Annotated in this window: 16 protein-coding genes; 13 read left to right on the top strand and 3 right to left on the bottom strand. The window is 47.5% G+C overall.

The genetic code is table 11. The features are described from left to right. Positions 1 to 26: 26 nt before the first annotated feature. From ACYVI9_RS06860 to ACYVI9_RS06840, 5 genes are all read left to right on the top strand, one after another. A complete protein-coding gene (locus tag ACYVI9_RS06860; protein WP_460762448.1) occupies positions 27 to 1,448 on the top strand; it encodes a Gfo/Idh/MocA family protein in 1,422 nt (473 codons plus the stop codon). Between the two features lie 9 nt (positions 1,449 to 1,457). Continuing rightward, positions 1,458 to 2,837 (top strand): putative oxidoreductase C-terminal domain-containing protein, encoded by a 1,380-nt coding sequence (locus ACYVI9_RS06855; RefSeq protein WP_460762445.1) that lies wholly within the window; start codon positions 1,458 to 1,460, stop codon positions 2,835 to 2,837. Positions 2,838 to 2,921: 84 nt separating this feature from the next. Next, a complete protein-coding gene (locus ACYVI9_RS06850) occupies positions 2,922 to 4,109 on the top strand; it encodes a DUF6807 domain-containing protein (RefSeq protein WP_460762442.1) in 1,188 nt (395 codons plus the stop codon). Between the two features lie 29 nt (positions 4,110 to 4,138). Next, on the top strand, positions 4,139 to 4,975 hold the full coding sequence (locus ACYVI9_RS06845) for a ThuA domain-containing protein (RefSeq protein ID WP_460762439.1): 837 nt from the start codon (positions 4,139 to 4,141) through the stop codon (positions 4,973 to 4,975). A gap of 315 nt (positions 4,976 to 5,290) precedes the next feature. Beyond that, positions 5,291 to 6,544, top strand: coding sequence for a YeiH family protein (locus tag ACYVI9_RS06840; RefSeq protein ID WP_460762436.1), 1,254 nt, complete (start codon positions 5,291 to 5,293; stop codon positions 6,542 to 6,544). 108 nt (positions 6,545 to 6,652) lie between these two features. Here the strand turns inward: ACYVI9_RS06840 and gcvP are convergent, their stop codons facing one another. Then, the gene (gene gcvP / locus ACYVI9_RS06835) at positions 6,653 to 9,565 is read right to left on the bottom strand and encodes an aminomethyl-transferring glycine dehydrogenase (RefSeq protein WP_460762434.1); all 2,913 of its coding nucleotides are present in this window, start codon (positions 9,563 to 9,565) and stop codon (positions 6,653 to 6,655) included. Positions 9,566 to 9,769: 204 nt separating this feature from the next. Between gcvP and ACYVI9_RS06830 the strand changes: the two genes are divergently transcribed. The 8 genes from ACYVI9_RS06830 to ACYVI9_RS06795 all read left to right on the top strand — a co-directional run bounded on the left by ACYVI9_RS06830 (position 9,770) and on the right by ACYVI9_RS06795 (position 16,372). Then, positions 9,770 to 10,264: a YkgJ family cysteine cluster protein gene (locus ACYVI9_RS06830; protein ID WP_460762431.1), complete on the top strand. Its 495-nt coding sequence runs from the start codon at positions 9,770 to 9,772 to the stop codon at positions 10,262 to 10,264. Positions 10,265 to 10,343: 79 nt separating this feature from the next. Continuing rightward, positions 10,344 to 11,381, top strand: coding sequence for a glutamate 5-kinase (gene proB / locus ACYVI9_RS06825; RefSeq protein ID WP_460762428.1), 1,038 nt, complete (start codon positions 10,344 to 10,346; stop codon positions 11,379 to 11,381). A 67-nt stretch (positions 11,382 to 11,448) separates the two neighbouring features. Then, positions 11,449 to 12,690, top strand: coding sequence for a glutamate-5-semialdehyde dehydrogenase (locus ACYVI9_RS06820; protein WP_460762425.1), 1,242 nt, complete (start codon positions 11,449 to 11,451; stop codon positions 12,688 to 12,690). Between the two features lie 144 nt (positions 12,691 to 12,834). Continuing rightward, the gene (locus ACYVI9_RS06815) at positions 12,835 to 13,812 is read left to right on the top strand and encodes an acetyl-CoA carboxylase carboxyltransferase subunit alpha (RefSeq protein WP_460762422.1); all 978 of its coding nucleotides are present in this window, start codon (positions 12,835 to 12,837) and stop codon (positions 13,810 to 13,812) included. 56 nt (positions 13,813 to 13,868) lie between these two features. Beyond that, complete coding sequence (dapA, locus tag ACYVI9_RS06810) at positions 13,869 to 14,753, top strand: 4-hydroxy-tetrahydrodipicolinate synthase (protein WP_460762419.1); 885 nt, start codon at positions 13,869 to 13,871, stop codon at positions 14,751 to 14,753. 155 nt (positions 14,754 to 14,908) lie between these two features. After that, entirely contained in the window at positions 14,909 to 15,601 is a 693-nt protein-coding gene (locus tag ACYVI9_RS06805) for a Crp/Fnr family transcriptional regulator (protein WP_460762417.1), read from the top strand. Positions 15,602 to 15,763: 162 nt separating this feature from the next. Further along, the gene (locus ACYVI9_RS06800; protein ID WP_460762415.1) at positions 15,764 to 16,195 is read left to right on the top strand and encodes a hypothetical protein; all 432 of its coding nucleotides are present in this window, start codon (positions 15,764 to 15,766) and stop codon (positions 16,193 to 16,195) included. Positions 16,196 to 16,210: 15 nt separating this feature from the next. Next, positions 16,211 to 16,372 (top strand): AraC family transcriptional regulator, encoded by a 162-nt coding sequence (locus ACYVI9_RS06795; RefSeq protein WP_460763012.1) that lies wholly within the window; start codon positions 16,211 to 16,213, stop codon positions 16,370 to 16,372. A 63-nt stretch (positions 16,373 to 16,435) separates the two neighbouring features. Here ACYVI9_RS06795 and ACYVI9_RS06790 read toward each other — a convergent pair whose 3' ends face one another. Then, positions 16,436 to 16,948, bottom strand: a complete 513-nt coding sequence (locus ACYVI9_RS06790; RefSeq protein WP_460762412.1) for an acyl-CoA thioesterase — start codon at positions 16,946 to 16,948, stop codon at positions 16,436 to 16,438. A gap of 53 nt (positions 16,949 to 17,001) precedes the next feature. Continuing rightward, positions 17,002 to 18,936, bottom strand: coding sequence for an LTA synthase family protein (locus ACYVI9_RS06785; protein ID WP_460762409.1), 1,935 nt, complete (start codon positions 18,934 to 18,936; stop codon positions 17,002 to 17,004). Positions 18,937 to 18,961: the final 25 nt, after the last annotated feature.

Raw genomic sequence — 18,961 nt, 5'->3', positions numbered from 1 at the left:
GCCTAAAATTTATAAAGACGATTGTCATGAAAACAAAAAAAACCGGTAAAAGCCGTAGAAAATTTATTAAGAGTTCTTTAAAGCTGTCTGCGGGCGCACTTGTGTTGCAGGGGGTTCCCACCATTGTACCGGCCAGCGTATTTGGACGCAATGCGCCCAGTAATAAAATTAATATCGGTCAGATTGGATGCGGACGTATTGCGACAACCCATGACCTGCCGGAAACTTTCAAATATGATAAGGCCCGGTTGGTTGCTATAGCTGATGTGGACCGATACCGTCAGCAGCATGGCAAACAACTGATTGAAAGCTGGTATACCAAAAAAACCGGTAATGACAAGTATATCGACGTTACCTGTTATGACGATTACCATGAGCTGCTCAACAATAAGGACATTGATGCCGTCATCATCTCTACTCCCGACCACTGGCATGCGCAACCAGCCATGGAAGCCGCACTGGCAGGCAAACATATTTATCTGCAGAAACCCACTTCGCTGACAATTGAAGAAGGACGTTCCATGGCTGATACGGTAAAAAAATCCGGTGTAACATTTCAGCTCGGCAGCCAACAACGATCCATGAAACCCTGGCCGCAGTTTAAAAAAGCCTGTGAACTCGTAAGAAATGGACGTATCGGGAAACTTAAGGAAGTTCATGTGGGTCTGCCGGCAGATCCGCCCGGTGGCAATACCGCAGAAATGCCTATCCCAGCCAGCCTTAATTATGATATGTGGCTGGGGTCCACTCCTTATATCTACTATACCCAGGACCGGGTACATCATCCAACGGAAGTAGGTTCCCGCCCCGGCTGGTTAAGGCAAGAGCAATTCGGAGCCGGCATGATTACCGGTTGGGGCGTTCACCATATCGATATAGCTCATTGGGGTATGGGTACTGAACTTACCGGCCCCATCGAAGTTAGTGGTAAAGCCTCCTTCCCTACCACCGGCCTCTGGAATGTGCACGGCGACTATGAAGTTACCGCCAAATACGCCAACGGGACAACGATGTTTATCAACAGCAAGAATCCAAACGGCGTGAAATTTGTCGGATCAGAAGGCTGGATTTTCGTATCCCGGGGAAATGTGGGCGTTACGGCTACCGACCCTACCAGCGGCAATGAATCCCAGAACAAAGCGTTCAACGCCAGCAATCCAAAGATTCTGACTTCTATCATCCAGCCCTCGGAAATCCACCTGTATGAGAGCCCGGAACAACATGGCAACTGGCTGGATTGCATCCAAAATAAAAAAACCACGATCAGTCCGGCAGAAATTGCGCACCGTAGTTGCAGCGCCTGCCTGGTGGCTTTTACAGCCATGAAACTGGGTACCAAATTGTACTGGGATCCCAAAAAAGAAATGTTCAAAGACAATATCGAAGCCAATAAACTACTCAGCCGTCCGCAACGGCCTCCTTATGGCACCAATTATGTTGCCCGTTAAATTCAAATGATGATTAAAAATATAACACTTTTAGCCCTTACAGGATGTATGATCGCCTGCAATAGCAACCCTGACACAAAAGACCCGCAATCAGCTATTACGCTGGTCACGCTGGACCCGGGTCATTTTCATGCCGCACTGGTTCAGAAAACAAGTTATCCTGATGTAGACAGTAATGTTTATGTATATGCCCCGGAAGGACCGGATCTGGACTTACACCTGGGCCGGATTAATGCATTCAATAGCCGGGCTGAGGATCCGACACACTGGGCGGAACATGTATACCGCGGTGACGATTTTTTCCAGAAAATGATCGCTGAGAAAAAAGGAAATGTCGTAGTCATGGCAGGCAACAACCAGAAAAAGACTGAATACATTTATAAAACCCTGGAAGCGGGAATGAATGTTCTGGCGGATAAACCGATGGCGATCGACCAGGCGGGTTTTGAGCTACTGAAAACAGCGTTTGACAAAGCTGCAGAGAAGAATGTATTGTTGTATGATATAATGACCGAGCGTTATGAAATCAATACCGTACTGCAAAAAGCATTCTCTCAGATTCCCGCAGTTTTTGGCGAACTGGAAAAAGGAAGTCCCGAAAATCCCGCAGTAACTAAGGAAAGTGTTCATCATTTTTATAAATACGTTTCCGGTAATGTACTGGAAAGACCGGCCTGGTTTATGGATGTATCCCAGCAGGGCGAAGGCATTGTTGATGTAACGACGCATCTGGTGGACCTGGTACAGTGGGAATGCTTTCCGGAACAGACACTGGATTACAACAAAGACGTTGCATTAATCAGTGCCCGACATTGGGCGACACCGATGACCCTGAGTCAGTTTTCCGCCATTACCAAGCAAAACAGTTTTCCCGATTACCTGAAATCCAGCCTGATCAATGACAGCACACTGGGAGTATTCTGTAATGGTGAAATCAACTACCAACTTCGCGGCGTACACGCCAAAGTATCAGTAACCTGGAACTATCAGGCGCCGGAGGGAACCGGAGATACGCATTATTCTATTATGAGGGGCAGTCGTGCCAACCTGATCATTCGTCAGGGCAAGGAAGAACAATATAAACCCGTATTGTATATAGAGCCTGTCAATAAAAAGGATATTGGGTTCGAAAAGGACCTCAATGAAGCGCTTAAAACTATCCAGGCCCAGTATCCGGGTGTGGAAATAAAGAAAAACGATAAAGGCTGGCAGGCTGTAGTACCCGACCAATACAATACCGGTCATGAGGCTCATTTTGGTCAGGTTACTGAAGCCTATCTGCGCTACCTGAAAGCAGGCCAGCTGCCTGCCTGGGAAGTACCGAATATGCTAACCAAGTATTTTATTACCACTTCAGCCCTTGAACTGGCAAAAAAGAACCCGAAATAAAGATAAATGAGGAACATGAAGCTGCCCATAAAAAATAGAATATCAGCATATTACACTGTTATTTGCCTGTTGCTGTGCATAACAATGAATGCCCAGCCGCTTGCAAAACTGCAGCTGGAGACCTCTGGCAAGGAAACCCTGCCCCTCCCCGTACAGACGGACCTGAATGCGATCAGCTTTCTGCCGGACAGTGTACTGGCACTCGTAGAACTCAAAGCAGGCCGACAAATTCCGGTACCCATTCAGATCGAAGCAGGTTCCACCCGGATACTCCACTGGCTGGTCACCCCTTCCCCTGCGACCAGACGAACCTATCAATTGATCCGTCGAAAATCCGCTTCCTCCCATAAAGAAATGCAAAGCCAGGTGGAAAACGGAACCCTGATCATCAGCGACGGGCAGGACCGGAATCTCCTGACTTACAATTTTAAAACGGTATATCCGCCGGCTGGTATTGATACGGCTTATAAACGCAGTGGGTTTATACATCCCCTGAATACACCTTCGGGTCAGGCACTGACCCGAATCAATGCGCCGGATCACTATCACCATTGGGGTATGTGGAATCCCTGGACCCATGTGTTATTTGAAAATGACACCCTCGATTTCTGGAACCTCCGGGACCGGAAAGGCACCGTCAGGTTCGCCGGCTTCGCGTCAATAAATTCAGGTGATGTCTTTGCCGGTTACAGTGCCCTACATGAGCACGTGGCCTTTAAAAAAGATCATACCAAAAAAATAGCGATCGATGAATTACAGACGGTAAGAATTTACAATCCGGGTACTGATAAATATTACCTGATGGATATTACCGTACAACTCAGTTGCGCCTCGTCCAGTCCGGTTCGGCTGCTGGAATACCGTTATGGCGGATTGGGCATCAGGGCCACTGAAGCCTGGAATAAAGAAAACAGCAGTACCCTGACTTCCGAAGGAAAAACCCGCAAAGATGCTGATGGCAGCACCGCCAGATGGTGTATCGCACAGGGCAGTCTGGGCAATGACTATGGGGGATTGGAGATGATGAGTTACCCTTCCAATTATAACCATCCGGAACCACTGCGAATCTGGCCGGAATCGATGAATGGACGCGGCGATGTATTTCTGAACTTTTCTCCAACCAAAAATAAGGACTGGCTTTTGGAACCGGGTAAAACATATCTATTGAAATATCGCTTTCTTGTTTTCAATGACAGCCTGTCTAAAGAACAGGCCGAACAGGCCTGGCAGGGTTTTGCCCACCCTCCACGGGTCCAGGTAATTAAAAATTAATCGAAATGGCTACTCAGAAAAATTCAACTATGATGCGAAAAATGATAATGATAATCGTGCTGTTTGCGATTGTATATACCCCGCTGCATGCGCAGTCGGTGAACTGGAAAAATGTCCGTGTGCTGATTTATAAAAAGAACGGTAAGGGATATGTACACGATAATATTCCTTTTGCCGCTCAGGCTATTTTAAATTTTGGAAAACAATATGGTTTTCAGGTAGACAGTTCATCTGATCCTTCTATCATGACCGAGGAGCGTTTGAAAAAATATACCATGTTGATATTTACCAGCACCAATAATGACGTATTTGACAACGCGGCGCAGCGACTGGCATTCCGCCGGTATATTGAAGCAGGGGGCGGCTTTGTAGGAATCCATTCTGTTACCGGGACGGAACGTCACTGGGATTGGTTTAAAATGTTGTTGGGTGGCACTTTCTCCTGGCATGCCCGTTTCCAGACTTTTACGGTTAGGGTAATTGACACCAAACATCCTTCAATGAAGGGTACGGCACCTGTTTGGGAAAAATCTGATGAGTGTTATTTTGCCAAGGAACTCTATCCCGGACCCGTTGCACTGATGGTCAACGATTTTTCCACCATCGATACTACCGATGCAAAACAAAGCCAGCTTCTGAAAAGGTTCTCCACTCCTTTTGCGAAATATTTCCCCAGTGCCTGGTATCATAATTTTGACGGCGGCATTACCTGGTGTACCACCCTGGGTCACGACAAAAAGGACTATTCAGACCCTACTTATTTAAAACATATCTGGGGCGGTATCGAATATGTAGCCGCCACCGTCAGACCATTGGACTTTAGCCGTGCGTATGCCAAAGATTACAACGAACCGGTTAAATATTAATGGTTCGGGCTGCATGGCGTCAGCCTCAGTGGCTGGATTAACTTTCTCGCGGCATAGGGTAAATGTAATCGAGGTGATCGGAATGCTGAGGCAAAAAAGTGGTGATCGCTTTTTTAGACTTTCAAGCTTTTCTTTAATATGATAATCCATTTTAATTAGTATATTAAACATAGTTTTAAATCATTTGGGTGAAATCGTCAACCTTATGGGACAGTCCCATCGCCGGGATTTAATGCCGGTATAATCTATGAACCTGATTTCAGGTTTCTGCAATTCGGACAAATGATTATCTTTAAGGCCTAAGCCTTATTGTACATGCAAACAAAGAAATTACTAATTGGAGAAGACTGGACAGTAGTCATCCTGGGATTTATTGTAATCGTCACCTCGCTGGCCGGTCTGGTTATTACCCCTCCGGAATATGTCTGGAATTCATTGACAGCACTGAGAGAAAATGTATTGAGCAGCCATAACCTGCAACTCATTGTCATGCAGTTTTTCTATGTGTTCCTGATCGCCATACTGGGGGCCTGGATCACGGGCAAACCACTCAGGGACATTCTAAGGGCCTTTCCGATCATTTATGTATTAACGATCATTGCCACCCTGATCGGCGAACAAAAGGGCGTGCAGGTGTTAAATATGGAGACCGTCATATTCTGTTTGGCCATCGGTCTGTTGATCGGCAACCTTTTCAAGCTTCCGCACTGGCTGAAAGAGCCGGGCGCTTCGGAATTTTTTGTAAAAATCGGATTGGTGATTCTGGGAACGAGGGTGATTTTCTCCGATATACTGAAAGCCGGCGGACTGGGTCTGATACAGGCGCTGGCCGTCGTATTGGCGGTATGGTATTTTGCCTATTGGCTCTGCCGTAAAATGAAAGTCGACAAGGAAATGAGTTTGATGCTTTCCAGCGCCGTATCCATTTGTGGCGTATCGGCTGCCATTGCTACCTCGGGTGCCATTAAGGGGGATTCTAAAAAGCTGTCGCTGATTGTTTCTCTCGTACTCATTACAGCCGTTCCGATGATGATTTTCATGCCCTACCTGGCTAAATATATGGGCCTGACGGAAGCCGTTACCGGCGCCTGGCTGGGTGGAACAATCGACACCACGGGTGCGGTAGTAGCTTCGGGAACGCTGGTGGGCGACACCGCCCTGAAAGTCAGCACTATTGTTAAATTCTCTCAGAATGTACTGCTCGGCATTGCTGCTTTCGCCATTTCGGTCTACTGGTCTTACAGTAAGAAAGGTGATCAGCTCACTGCAGAAGAAAAACCCGGTTTGAAAGTAATCTGGAGCCGCTTTCCCAAGTTCGTCATCGGGTTTGTAGCCGCTTCACTGCTGTTCTCTTTTATGCTCTCACCTGAAACTGTGACAGCTGTTAAAGGGCCGTTGAAAAACATTCAGTTGCTTTGGTTTGCGCTCGCGTTTACCTCCATAGGCCTGGAAACGAATTTCAGGGACCTGATTGGCGTAAAAAACCGGAAACCGGTATTTGCCTTTTTGATCGCCCAGCTCTTCAATATCATTTTTACCCTGCTGATCGCTTCGTTGTTGTTCAGGTAAGTTCTTCCCCGGTTTCGGATTATCCGTACCAAGTCTCATGGAAAAGGGTGTTTTCAATTATCCCTGAAAACACCCTTTGACCAATATATAACTTCCTAATTTACTTCCTCAGGCTTCCGCATAGAGTTCCGTAGGTGTACAGGTGCATATCAGATTTCTGTCACCTGCCGTATTATTTACCCGGGCTACTGAAGGCCAGAATTTATTCAAAGTCACAAAATGCAGCGGGAAAGCGGCTTCCTGACGGCTATAGGGGTGTTCCCAGTTTTCTGCAATAACCATTTGTTGGGTATGCGGTGCATGCTTCAGCGGATTGTCTTTGCTGTCTATGCGACCTTCTTCGATCGCACGAATCTCTTCCCTTATCTGAATCAGCGCATCACAAAACCGGTCGAGCTCCCCTTTGTCCTCACTCTCCGTCGGCTCCACCATTATTGTCCCCGGTACCGGAAAGCTCATGGTTGGTGCGTGGAATCCGTAGTCCATCAGCCGTTTGGCAATATCTTCCGCTTCTATACCGGCTGATTTTTTGAAAGGCCGCAGATCCACAATGAATTCGTGGGCACAGAGACCGTTATTGTTGGTATACAGTATATCAAAGTAGCGGCTTAAGCGGGATCGCATATAATTGGCATTCAGAATAGCATATTCGGTAGCCGATTTCAGGCCTTCTGCGCCCAGCATTCGTATATAGGCATAGGAGATCAACAGAATGGAGGCCGACCCGAAAGGTGCAGCTGATACAGAACCACCCTTTCGGTCGCTGTTCAGGGCTACCAGCCCATTTGCCGCTACCGCAGGACCGGATGGCCGGGTAACATGTCCCGGCAGGAAGGCTGCCAGATGCGCTTTCACACAGATGGGCCCCATACCAGGTCCGCCACCACCATGCGGGATAGCAAAAGTTTTGTGCAGGTTCAGGTGACATACATCCGCGCCGATAATTCCGGGTGCGGTCAGTCCGACCTGGGCATTCATATTGGCACCGTCCATATATACCTGTCCTCCGAATTCATGAACAATACGGATAATCTCTGTAACGGTTTCTTCATAGACACCGTAGGTACTCGGATAGGTAATCATGATACCCGCCAGAACGTCGTGATGGGCGGCTGCCTTTTCTTTCAGGTCCTCCACATCTATATATCCATTCTCCAGCGCCTTGACTACTACGACTTTCATACCGGCCATCACGGCAGACGCCGGATTGGTACCATGTGCTGAAATAGGAATCAGCATTACATTCCGATGTGGATTACCCTGCGCCTCATGATAAGCCTTAATGGTCAATAACCCGGCATACTCGCCCTGGGCGCCACTATTGGGCTGCATACTGCAGGCATCCAGTGCCGTAATCGTACAAAGATGCCGGCCCAATTGTTCAATTAGTTCGTAGTACCCCCCGGCTTGCGCCGCAGGAACAAATGGATGTATCGCCGCCCAGTGGGTCCAGCTCAAGGGCATCATCTGCGTCGCTGCATTGAGTTTCATCGTACAGCTGCCCAGAGAAATCATCGAAGTATTCAGTGAAAGGTCCTTATTCTCCAGCGATTTAATATAACGCATCATCTGACTTTCACTGTGATAGCTGTTAAAAACCGCATGGGTCAGATAGTCTGAATTCCTTTGCAGATTGTCGGGGATTCGATCAAGCGTCGCTTCTTCCGCAATTTCAAAACTTACGGGATTGCTATCGTTTTCAAAACAATTGATGATATCAAAAAGATCCTCTACGATTACAGTCTCATCCAGTGAAATGCCAATCAATCCTTCCGCTAAATAGCGGAAATTAATCTTCTGTGCCTCTGCTTTCTGACGGATGGCTTCCACATCGCCTGCCCGGACCACCAGCGTATCAAAGAAATTGTCGGTCACCAGCTCAAAACCACGTTTCTCTATTTCAGTTGCTACCGTCTGGGTGAATATGGCAATCCGGCGGGCGATCAGCTTCAGTCCCACAGGACCATGGTACACGGCATACATTGCCGCCATATTGGCCAGTAGTGCCTGAGCCGTACAGATATTGGAAGTTGCTTTTTCTCTTTTGATATGCTGCTCCCGGGTCTGTAAAGCCATGCGGAGGGCACGGTTGCCCAGTGCATCAATACTGATACCAATAATTCGTCCCGGCAGATCCCGTTTAAATTCTTCCTTGCAGGCAAAAAAGGCGGCATGAGGTCCACCGAATCCCAGTGGCACACCGAAACGCTGCGCAGATCCTACGGCGACGTCAGCGCCCAGTTCTCCGGGTGGCGTCAGCAGGGTCAATGCCAGCAGGTCGGTAGCCATCACCACAGCGGCGTCAACCTGATGCAACTGGCTGATAAAATTGCGGTAATCTTCAATACTACCCAGATTATCGGGGTATTGTACCAGCGCTCCAAAATAAGTCTCATCCGGGCTGAAATTCCGGTAATCACCTTCCACGATATCGATACCAAAAGGTTTAGCCCGGGTATAGATGACTTCTTTGGTCTGAGGAAAAATCTCCTTATCGACAAAAAACCGGGGACGGGAAACCTGTCCGGATTTATTCTTCGTATGGAAAAACATGCCCATGGCCTCTGCAGCAGCCGTAGCTTCATCAAGCAGGGAAGCATTCGCGAGCGGCAGGGCTGTCAGGTCACTGACCAGTGTCTGGAAATTCAGGAGACTTTCCAGACGTCCCTGGGAAATTTCCGCCTGATAAGGAGTGTACTGGGTGTACCAACCCGGATTTTCGAACACGTTCCGCAATATGACAGAGGGGGTAATGGTTCCGTAATACCCCTGTCCGATATAATTCTTAAATATCTGATTTTTAAGCGATATCTGCTTAATATGCCGCAGGTACTCATGTTCACTCATCGCGCGCGGAATCATCAGATTCTCTTTCATTCGGATGCCCGCAGGAACGGTTTTTGACACCAGTTCATCTGCAGAACCATATTCAATTTCCTGCAACATTCTGGCAGTTTCCGGTGCATCAGGCCCGATATGCCTTCCGGCAAATTCTTTAGACTGTAATTCGAAGATATTCATAGTTGAAAAGTGGAATGTTTATACCAAAGCGCCCTTATTTAAGGATGCGCAAAGGTAAAATTATTTTTTGAGCATTCGTTGTGCATTCGATTGAGCACTCATAACTTGTGCATAACTGCAGGGCCCTCAGGGTTTTCTTAGGGGTATGGCTATTAACTATCCTTTAATATTGGCTGCCAATACCCGTATTTTTGCAGAAGAATTATGGGCAAGGATATCCTTAATAACTGGGAGCAGAAATCAAAGAATCATCGTAAAAACTATCAGCAGCTCCTGAAACGGGCCGATAAGAATAAGATGCTGAAACAATTACCGTCACTTAGCACAGCGGCCTATGCGCGGGTTGATTGCCTGGAATGTGCGCGCTGCTGTAAAAACTACTCACCCCGGTTCAAGACAACGGACATCCGCAGAATTGCGCGGTTCCTGAACATGAAGGAAAGTGTTTTTATCGACCGGTACCTGAGGGTCGACGAAGACGGAGATTTTGTGGTAAAATCCTCGCCCTGTCCTTTCCTGAACGGCGATAACAGTTGCTCGATTTACGAACAGCGGCCGTCGGACTGTGCCCGGTTTCCTTATACGGACGAAGACGTGCTGATCAAGCGCACTGCCATCACCCTAAAAAACAGTGAGTTTTGTCCCATCACTTTTTATGTTCTGGAACAACTCCTGGAACAGGCGGGGCTGACCCGGTAAGCGGCCAATTCCCAAAGTAAAATCCCGACGCAACGCCATATTCCCTTCGAATAGTACCTTTGCCTTCATTTTTAGTAATATGGGGCAAAAGGTTTTGGTCATAAAGCTGGGTTCCGCTGTCATTACCAATGCCAACGGAAACATCAACAGGGCCGTCATTAAAAAGATCGTCGCCGATATCAGTCGGCTAAGCAGGGACTATAAAGTAGTGCTGGTCAGCAGCGGTGCCGTGAGTAGCGGCAAGAAATTTGTCCGGGATTATAAAGGGACCCTGCTGCAACGAAAAGTAGCGGCGGCCATTGGCAATCCGATGTTGATCCAACTGTACCGCCAGTATTTTCAGCGGTCCGGATTCACGGTAGCTCAGGCCCTTTGTGAGCGGGCGCATTTCAGTAATCGCAAACAGTTTCTGCAACTTCGGGACACCTTTAAAACCTTCTGGTCCCATCATGTGATCCCCGTTGTTAATGAAAACGATGTGATCAGCGATCAGGAACTGAAATTCTCCGATAATGACGAACTGGCTACCCTGCTGGCCATCGCTTTCGATGCGGAAACCCTGATTTTATGTACTTCGGTAGGTGGTTTCCTGGACGAGCATAAAAAAATTGTCCCTCGAATCGAATCAATTGATACCGATATCCTGGCCCTGGTCAGGAAAGGAGAGAAATCGGAATTTGGCCTGGGCGGCATGCTTTCCAAACTTACATTCACGCGGCTGGCTACGAATCTTGGTATCCATGTCATCATGTGTGGCCTCAAATCGGAAACGCCCCTTATCGATGCTTTGAAAAACATATCCGGTTCCCGCTTTGTGGCGCATAAGTCCAACCTGAAGCACCGTCAGAAATGGCTGGCCAGCGGTTCGATTACCCTGGGAAGTATCACCCTTGACAAAGGTGCCGTTAAGGCAGTAAGTGAACGTAAAAGCCTTTTAACTGTAGGTATCAGCGGCCTGGACGGACGCTTCTCCGCCGGTGAAGTAGTGCAATTGAAAACAGATCAGGATCAGATTATCGGCGTGGCTAAAACCAAACTCAGCCACATAGAAATGAAAAAGCAGCTGAAAACCAAAAATGTACTGGCGGCCCATGCCAATGATATCGTCTTACTCTAAAAGCGGGGCGATTCCGGTATTTTTAATAATTTGCAAAATATCAACTGGTTAATTGAACAACTAAATTATGACCTCCGTAGAGAAAAGCCTTATCAAAGCCAATAAAGCAAAAATCAAATTACAGCAATTTTCTGACCGGCAGCTGAAAGCCCTGCTGCGGCGCATCGCGGCCCTGATTGTCGAAAAAGAGCAGTTGATTCTGAAAGCCAATCAGAAAGATCTTGCGACCAAGGATCCGGAGGACCCCCGAAATGACCGGCTAATGCTGAACCCGCAAAGACTCAGGTCCATCGCCCGGGCTATTAAAAATATTGCCGGTCTGCCAGACCCCGCCGGACAGACCCTGGCCAGCAGAACTTTGCCCAATGGCATAAAGCTGCGCAAAGTCGCCGTGCCACTGGGTGTAGTAGGTGCCATTTATGAGAGCCGGCCCAACGTGACGTTTGATATTGCCGCGCTATGTCTGCGCAGCCGTAATGCCTGTGTATTGAAAGGAAGTGCCGATGCGGATCATACCAATCAGGTATCGGTAAAATTAATTCAGCAGGCCCTGCGGGAAGCAGGGCTGGATGCGGCCACGGTTACCCTGCTACCGGCCCGCAGGGAGCTGGTGCAGGAACTTTTTTCTGCGACACGTTATATCGATGTACTTATTCCTCGAGGTTCGGAAGGGCTGATCAATTTTGTACGTCAGAACAGTCGGGTTCCGGTCATCGAAACCGGTGCCGGTGTATGCCATATATATGTGGAAGGCAAGGCAGATCTGGAGCAGGCTGTCGCTATAGCCGTCAATGCCAAAGTCAGCCGGCCCTCGGTTTGTAATGCCGCCGATGCCATTCTGGTAGATAAAAGCATTGCCGGGCCTTTTTTAACGAAACTGGCCCCGAAACTGGCGGAATATCAGGTAGAGATTTATGCCGACGGCGCCGCCTTTAAAACCCTGAAAGGCTATCCGCATCTGAAAAAAGCCCGTAAGGAGGATTTTGGACGGGAATTTCTTTCTTTAAAATGCGCCATCAAAACGGTCAGTGGCATTGACCAGGCCCTGGAGCATATCGCTCAATATTCCACCCGGCACTCCGAAGCCATCGTTTCCAAGGATAAAAAGGCATTGCGCCGATTCGTCAACGAAGTCGATGCTGCTGCCGTATATACCAACGCTTCTACCCGGTTCACCGATGGAGAAGAATTCGGTTTGGGCGCCGAAATAGGCATTTCGACTCAAAAATTGCACGCACGGGGACCCTTTGCCCTGGAAAAACTGGTCACTGAAAAATGGATTCTGGAGGGTAACGGGCAGGTCCGGTAAAAAACTATCCCAAGAACAATTGCAGGCAGTAAACCTTCCCGAATCCCCCAAAGCCGTACCGGAATCAGGTACCGGCGGCAAATAATTCTTTTTGCCACTACAAATAATCATTAATTTAGCCGCTCCATAAAAGCTATTTTTATTATGTCCGAAGTTCAAAACAGACAGTTCCTGGATTTTGAAAAGCCGATTAAAGATTTGTTGGATGAGATTGAATTGACTGAAGAACGCCAGAAGAAAACGGAAATTGACCTCAGCGAACAAATCAAACAACTGGAATCCAAAGTACAGGAAACCCGTAAAACAATCACTCATAATCTGAGTGACTGGCAACGGGTCCAATTGAGCCGACATCCGGATCGCCCCTATACCCATAAGTATATCGAGCTGATGACGGAAAACTATGTCGAACTCTATGGCGACCGCAATATCAAGGATGATAAAGCAATGGTGGGCGGTTTCGCATCTCTGGACGGACAGACTGTAATGATCATCGGCCAGCAGAAGGGCTCCAATACCAAGAAAAGGCAGTTGCGTAATTTTGGTATGGCCAATCCTGAAGGTTACCGTAAGGCACTGCGGCTTATGAAACTGGCTGAAAAATTTAATAAACCGGTAATTACGCTGATCGATACGCCGGGTGCCTATCCTGGTCTCGAAGCAGAAGAACGCGGACAGGGGGAAGCCATTGCCCGGAACATTTATGAAATGATGCGGCTGAAAGTTCCGGTAATCTGTGTAATTATCGGCGAAGGGGCCAGCGGCGGTGCACTGGGTATCGGTGTGGGCGATCGTGTCTACATGATGGAAAATACCTGGTATACCGTAATCTCTCCCGAAAACTGCAGTACGATATTATGGCGCAGCTGGGATTTCAAGATGAAAGCTGCCGAACAGCTGAAACTGACTGCCGACAAGATGAAATCCTTTGGCCTGATTGACGGAATTATTCCCGAACCGGATGGTGGCGCTCAATGGAGCTATGCAGCCGCTGCCGAACATCTGAAACAGCAACTGATCAAGGGTCTCGCGGAAATCCGGGATATTGATCCCCAGCAGCGCATAGCGCAGCGCATCGAAAAATTCTCTAAAATGGGATTCTGGGAAGAAACAGGCAGCTAGCCGACTGAAGCGCTTTTTCTTAATAAACTTCATCATCTTTTCAACTTTCAAGATACATGTCACTCCAACAGAAATTAACAGGCACCGGAATTGCCATCGTAACCCCTTTTACTCCAGCCGGGGAATTTGACTTCCCGACTTTGGAAAAACTGATCAATTTCTGGATAGAAAATAAAATTGAGTACCTGGTGGCTGCCGGTACCACCGGTGAAAGCGCCACCCTGACCCGTGAAGAAGAACAGGTGCTCTTTGATTTTGTAAAGGAAAAGGCCGCAGGCCGGGTAGGACTGGTTGCTGGCATCGGCGGCAATGACACCCGCGAAGCGGTGCAGGCACTGGGAAATATGAACCTGGAAGGCTATGATGCAGTCCTTTCTGTGTCTCCTTATTACAATAAACCCCGTCAGGAAGGGATTTATCAGCATTATCGGGCAATTGATGCAGCCAGCCCCCTGCCCGTAATTATGTACAATGTACCTTCCCGGACCGGCATGAGCGTCAGTGCGGAAACCACCTTACGGATTGCCCGCGATTGCAAAAATATCGTAGCCACGAAAGAGGCTTCCGGCAACTTTGATCAGATCAGCCAGATCATGAAAAATAAGCCCGCCGATTTTATGCTGATATCAGGCGATGATGGCATCACACTGCCCATGATTGCGCTCGGCGCGATTGGCGTCATTTCTGTGGTGGCCAATGCCTATCCTGGCGCGTTTTCAGAAATGGTCCGGCTCAGCCTGGCGGGTAAATTTGAGCAAGCCCTGCCATTACATTTAAAATATATAGACATTATTAATTCCCTGTTTGCTGAAGGCAGTCCGTCCGGTGTGAAAGAATACCTTAAAGAGATGGGACTTTGCAGTACCGACAGTCGCTTGCCGGTGGTACCGGTGAGTCCGGAGCATGCGGCCCGGATCAAAACCCTGATGGCCGAACTATAGCCCTAAGATCCCGGAAGATTTTAAAGGTATCAGTGAAATACTGATACCTTTTTTTAATACCGGACAAGCGTCCTATATTCGGGTAGCGTTAAAAATCCGGCGGCATTCCGAGCACAAACCGGCGCTGGATACTATTACTGTTAAAACAGCATACAATGTTCCCTTTTTCGGTGTCATACGAGCATAAAAATATCCTCTACCAGTACTGCATTGCAGAATGGCTTCCTGTTATCGAACAACATAGAAGGGAAATCAACATTAGAAAAGGCGCTGCCCTTTTTGAAGAGGGATCCCCGGTTGGCGGCATTTATTTTATCATAAAAGGTAAAATTAAAATTCACCAGCGGTGGACCACTGAAAAGGAACTGATCCTTCGATTTGCCCGGGATGGTGACATGGTCGGACACCGTGGCCTGGCCCGTGATAAACAATACCCGATTACGGCGACCGCCTTGGAGGACAGCCAGCTGTTTTATTTACCTATCGATATTTTTGAAGCTACCCTGAAAGTCAACCCCCAGCTGACCTATGCCCTGATGGACTTTTACGCCAATGAACTTGAAGCTACTGAGCGCCGGGTACGCCATATGGCCCATATGAATGTTAAAAGCCGGATTGCTGAAGCCTTGCTGGGCCTGCGGCAGCTCTTCGGGCTTACGGAAGAAGGATTTATTGATATCCGGCTGACCAAACAGGAACTGGCGGCTTATGTGGGTACCACCTATGAAACAATTTCACGGATGCTGGCGAACCTGGAGCAGGAAGGACTGATTCGTTCCGATGGAAAAAACCTGATGTTGTTAAAGGAAAATAATATGATGCAACTCATAGAAAAACAAAGTTCCTGAGTTAAATCTGCATAATATATTTCACAGAATATGATTTATGTCATATTTTTGCTCCGTGAAACCAGCGGTATATTTTCGGGAAGCAACCAAAGCCTCAATCGGGAGCTTTCCAGTCCCAAGTCGGGCCGCTATATCCCCAAATTTTAATTTAATCTTTTAATAATGAAGCAGGTAAACAATAACGGGCATATTTACAAACCCCTGATGGCGGGACTTTTCGCAGGCTATTTTGCTGCAGTGCTCTGTGTAATATTTGATGTGGTGTTCAGATCCTATACCCATTACCCACTGCATGAACTGATTAACGTCTCTACACTGATATTTGCAGTACTCCTGGTGGTGCCGCTGGCCGGATGTCTGTATGCCCTGTTGGATCTTTTCTTTACCAAAACCGCCCCGGTATACCTGATCATCACAGCAGTGACCTTCATTTTACTTATTTATGGCATTTATCAAACCCATCGCTCCTCCGACGCCCTGTTGAACCAGGAATTCCATAGCCTGATGGTGGGTATTACTGTCATTACCGGATTGGCAACCCTCGCCGTTCCTTACTTTGTAAAACGCAGCGATCTATTTATGGAGGAAGCTTAGAATACGGATGCATTCATATTTCTGCGTCTGTTCCGAAGATGGAAGACTATTGAGGTTTTAAGATACGCCGAAATCTGCTATAACAGTGGCTTCAAAAATGTCCACTACTTCATTAATACGTTTAAGAAATTAGTAGGCTTCACCCCTAAAATGTTCAGGACTGCCAATAGCTTGTAAAATATCACTATTGTCCTGTCAGACAAGATGCTACGTTGTTAAACCTATAGAAGTTTCCTCCCTTCAGCCCTTCTCAAAAAGTGCGCGTAGTTCCCTGGCATCATCTGGTTTCATCTTGCCACTAAGTATCAATCGCAGCTGGCGACGACGCAGTGCCCCGTTATACAGATCTATTTCTTCATCAGTTTCTGGTTCGATGGCGGGTGCGGGCTTGGGTTTACTATGCGGATCCAAAGCCACAAATGTATAATAGGCCGTATTGCTGACGTATTTATGTTGTTGTACCAGGTCTTCCCCCTGCACATCCAGAAAAACTTCCATGGATGTATTAAAAGCCCGGGTTACATAGGCCCTGATATGCACCGCATTGCCCAGCTTGATGGGATTAACGAAAGAAATATTATCGACTGAAGCTGTAACGACTGGTGCATTGGAATGCTTCTGCGCCGCCAGGGCTGCCGCAATATCCATCCAGTACATCAGCCTGCCGCCCATTAAATTACCAAAAGTATTTGTATCATTGGGTAATACGATTTCTGTCATCACGACCAAACTGTCTGCCGGTTTTTTTGCCATAATCTTTAAATGTGCCGCAAATATATTTAAATTCATTCAGCTGCCTGTATTACTCATTGTCCCACCGTCAACCGGTTTTCGATCATTCGATTGTTGTATTGCTGAATAAAAGCCTGCAGCCGACGCAACAAGGCAGCTCCCGCATCTGGTTGTTGGTCTAGAATATTTTTTGACAAGCCGGGGTCTCCTTTGAAATCAAAAAGACTTTTTGGTTGCTGCCCGTCAGAAAATAACAGGGTATCGCCCTGCCACCAACGGTACTCTCCACTGTGTTGAAATACAAATTGCTGTCGATTATGACTACTATCCAGCACGTTTTGTCCGAAAGACAAAAAGGGTTTGTTGTAATGCAGGTAACCCAATACTGTCGCCGGTATATCAATCTGCTGTATGGAGGTATTACGAATACCGCGCATGGTGCTGTCACCCGGCACATAAAGCAGGATAGGTATCGCGAATTCACCCCAGGCGTTCTGGTATTCTTCGTGGTAAACCGTAGTCGCATGATCGGCGCTGATCACAAAAACCGTGTTATTAAACCAGGATTGCCGACTGGCTACCTCAAAGAATTTTCGTAGCGCCATATCGGTATATCCCATACATTCATAAACAGGCAGTGGCCCTTTCTTAAAAACCCCCTGATAGTCTTCAGGTACTTTAAAAGGGTGATGTGAAGAAACCGAGAATATCGTACTGAAAAAAGGTTGGGGAAAATTATTGAGTTCCCGGGCAAAGAATTGAAAAAAAGGTTCATCCCAGATACCCCAGATGCCATCATACTGGGTATCATCGTTAAACTCGGTTTTACCAAAGTAATGTTGGATACCCAGCAGACGGGTAATGGCGGAAAATCCCATAGAGCCATTCGGTGCGCCATGGAAGAAGGAACTATGATACCCTTCCCGGTCCAGAATATGTGCCAGTCCTCCGATGGTATCAGACACATAAGGTGTCAGCACAAAGGGGCTGCCTGATCCGGGAATGCCGGCAATGCAGGCAGGAATAGCATCGATAGATTTACGCCCGTTAGCAAAAGAGTTCCAGAACACCAGGCTCTGTCCTGCCAGGGAATCCAGAAATGTCGTATACCCCTGATACTGCCCACCGTCAAGTCCTTTATTATAAAAACCCAGCGCTTCTTTTCCAAAACTTTCCAGCAGGATCAGCACCACATTTTTCTTTTGGAAAACCTGATTCGGATCCGGCCGGTGCACCGGACTGTAAATCGTCTCCAGTTCTGCCTCTGAAAAGTACTGTACTTTTTTCAGCCCTTTCAGGCTGGTGGTCCGAATAAAAGTAAACGGTGTATTCAACACCAGGTAGATATCAGCCGGATTTTTGACATAGTCTCCGGCATTACTAATGGTAATCGGTCGTGTACTGTGCCGATAGTCGCCCCTGATTCCCCCGACCGCCAGAAAGACAGTGAGCAGCATAACGACTACAGCGGTTACATAATAGCGCAGTCTCGCCTGAAATTTTGACCTATGGGGAACCAACCGATTGTATAAGAAAGCCATCAGGGCCAGCAGGGCCAGAAAAATCAGCACCACATACCAGAAATCTACCAGGAACCTGCCAGCCAGGGCACCTTTGTTCTGCTCATGTTGAAATTCCCGGAAAACATCAAATGTGGTACGCCGGAGGGTAAAGCGGTAATAAATGCAATCAATGCAATTCAGGGCCAGCGCCAGGCCGGTACAAATAAAAAACACCCATTTAATGAGTCGCTGATAGCGGGAATGCTGACGCCAGTACGGGGCAATCGGCAGCACCATTAACAGCAGGGGCAGGCTTTCAAAGTAAAACAATGCTGCGATGTCAAATCGCAATCCGCCCCGCAAAATGCCCGTCCAGTCGGCGCTGGTCACCTGACTGAACATCGGATAGTTAAGGCCAAAAAAGAGCAGCCGGCAAATCATGAACAATACCAACACCAGAAACATCCGGTATATAACAACTGCATAATAATTTGCCTTATAGACCATAATTGACCACTTGCCGCGCAAATTT

Source organism: Niabella terrae (genome assembly GCF_054783135.1).
This window is presented reverse-complemented; position numbering and strand designations above follow the sequence as displayed.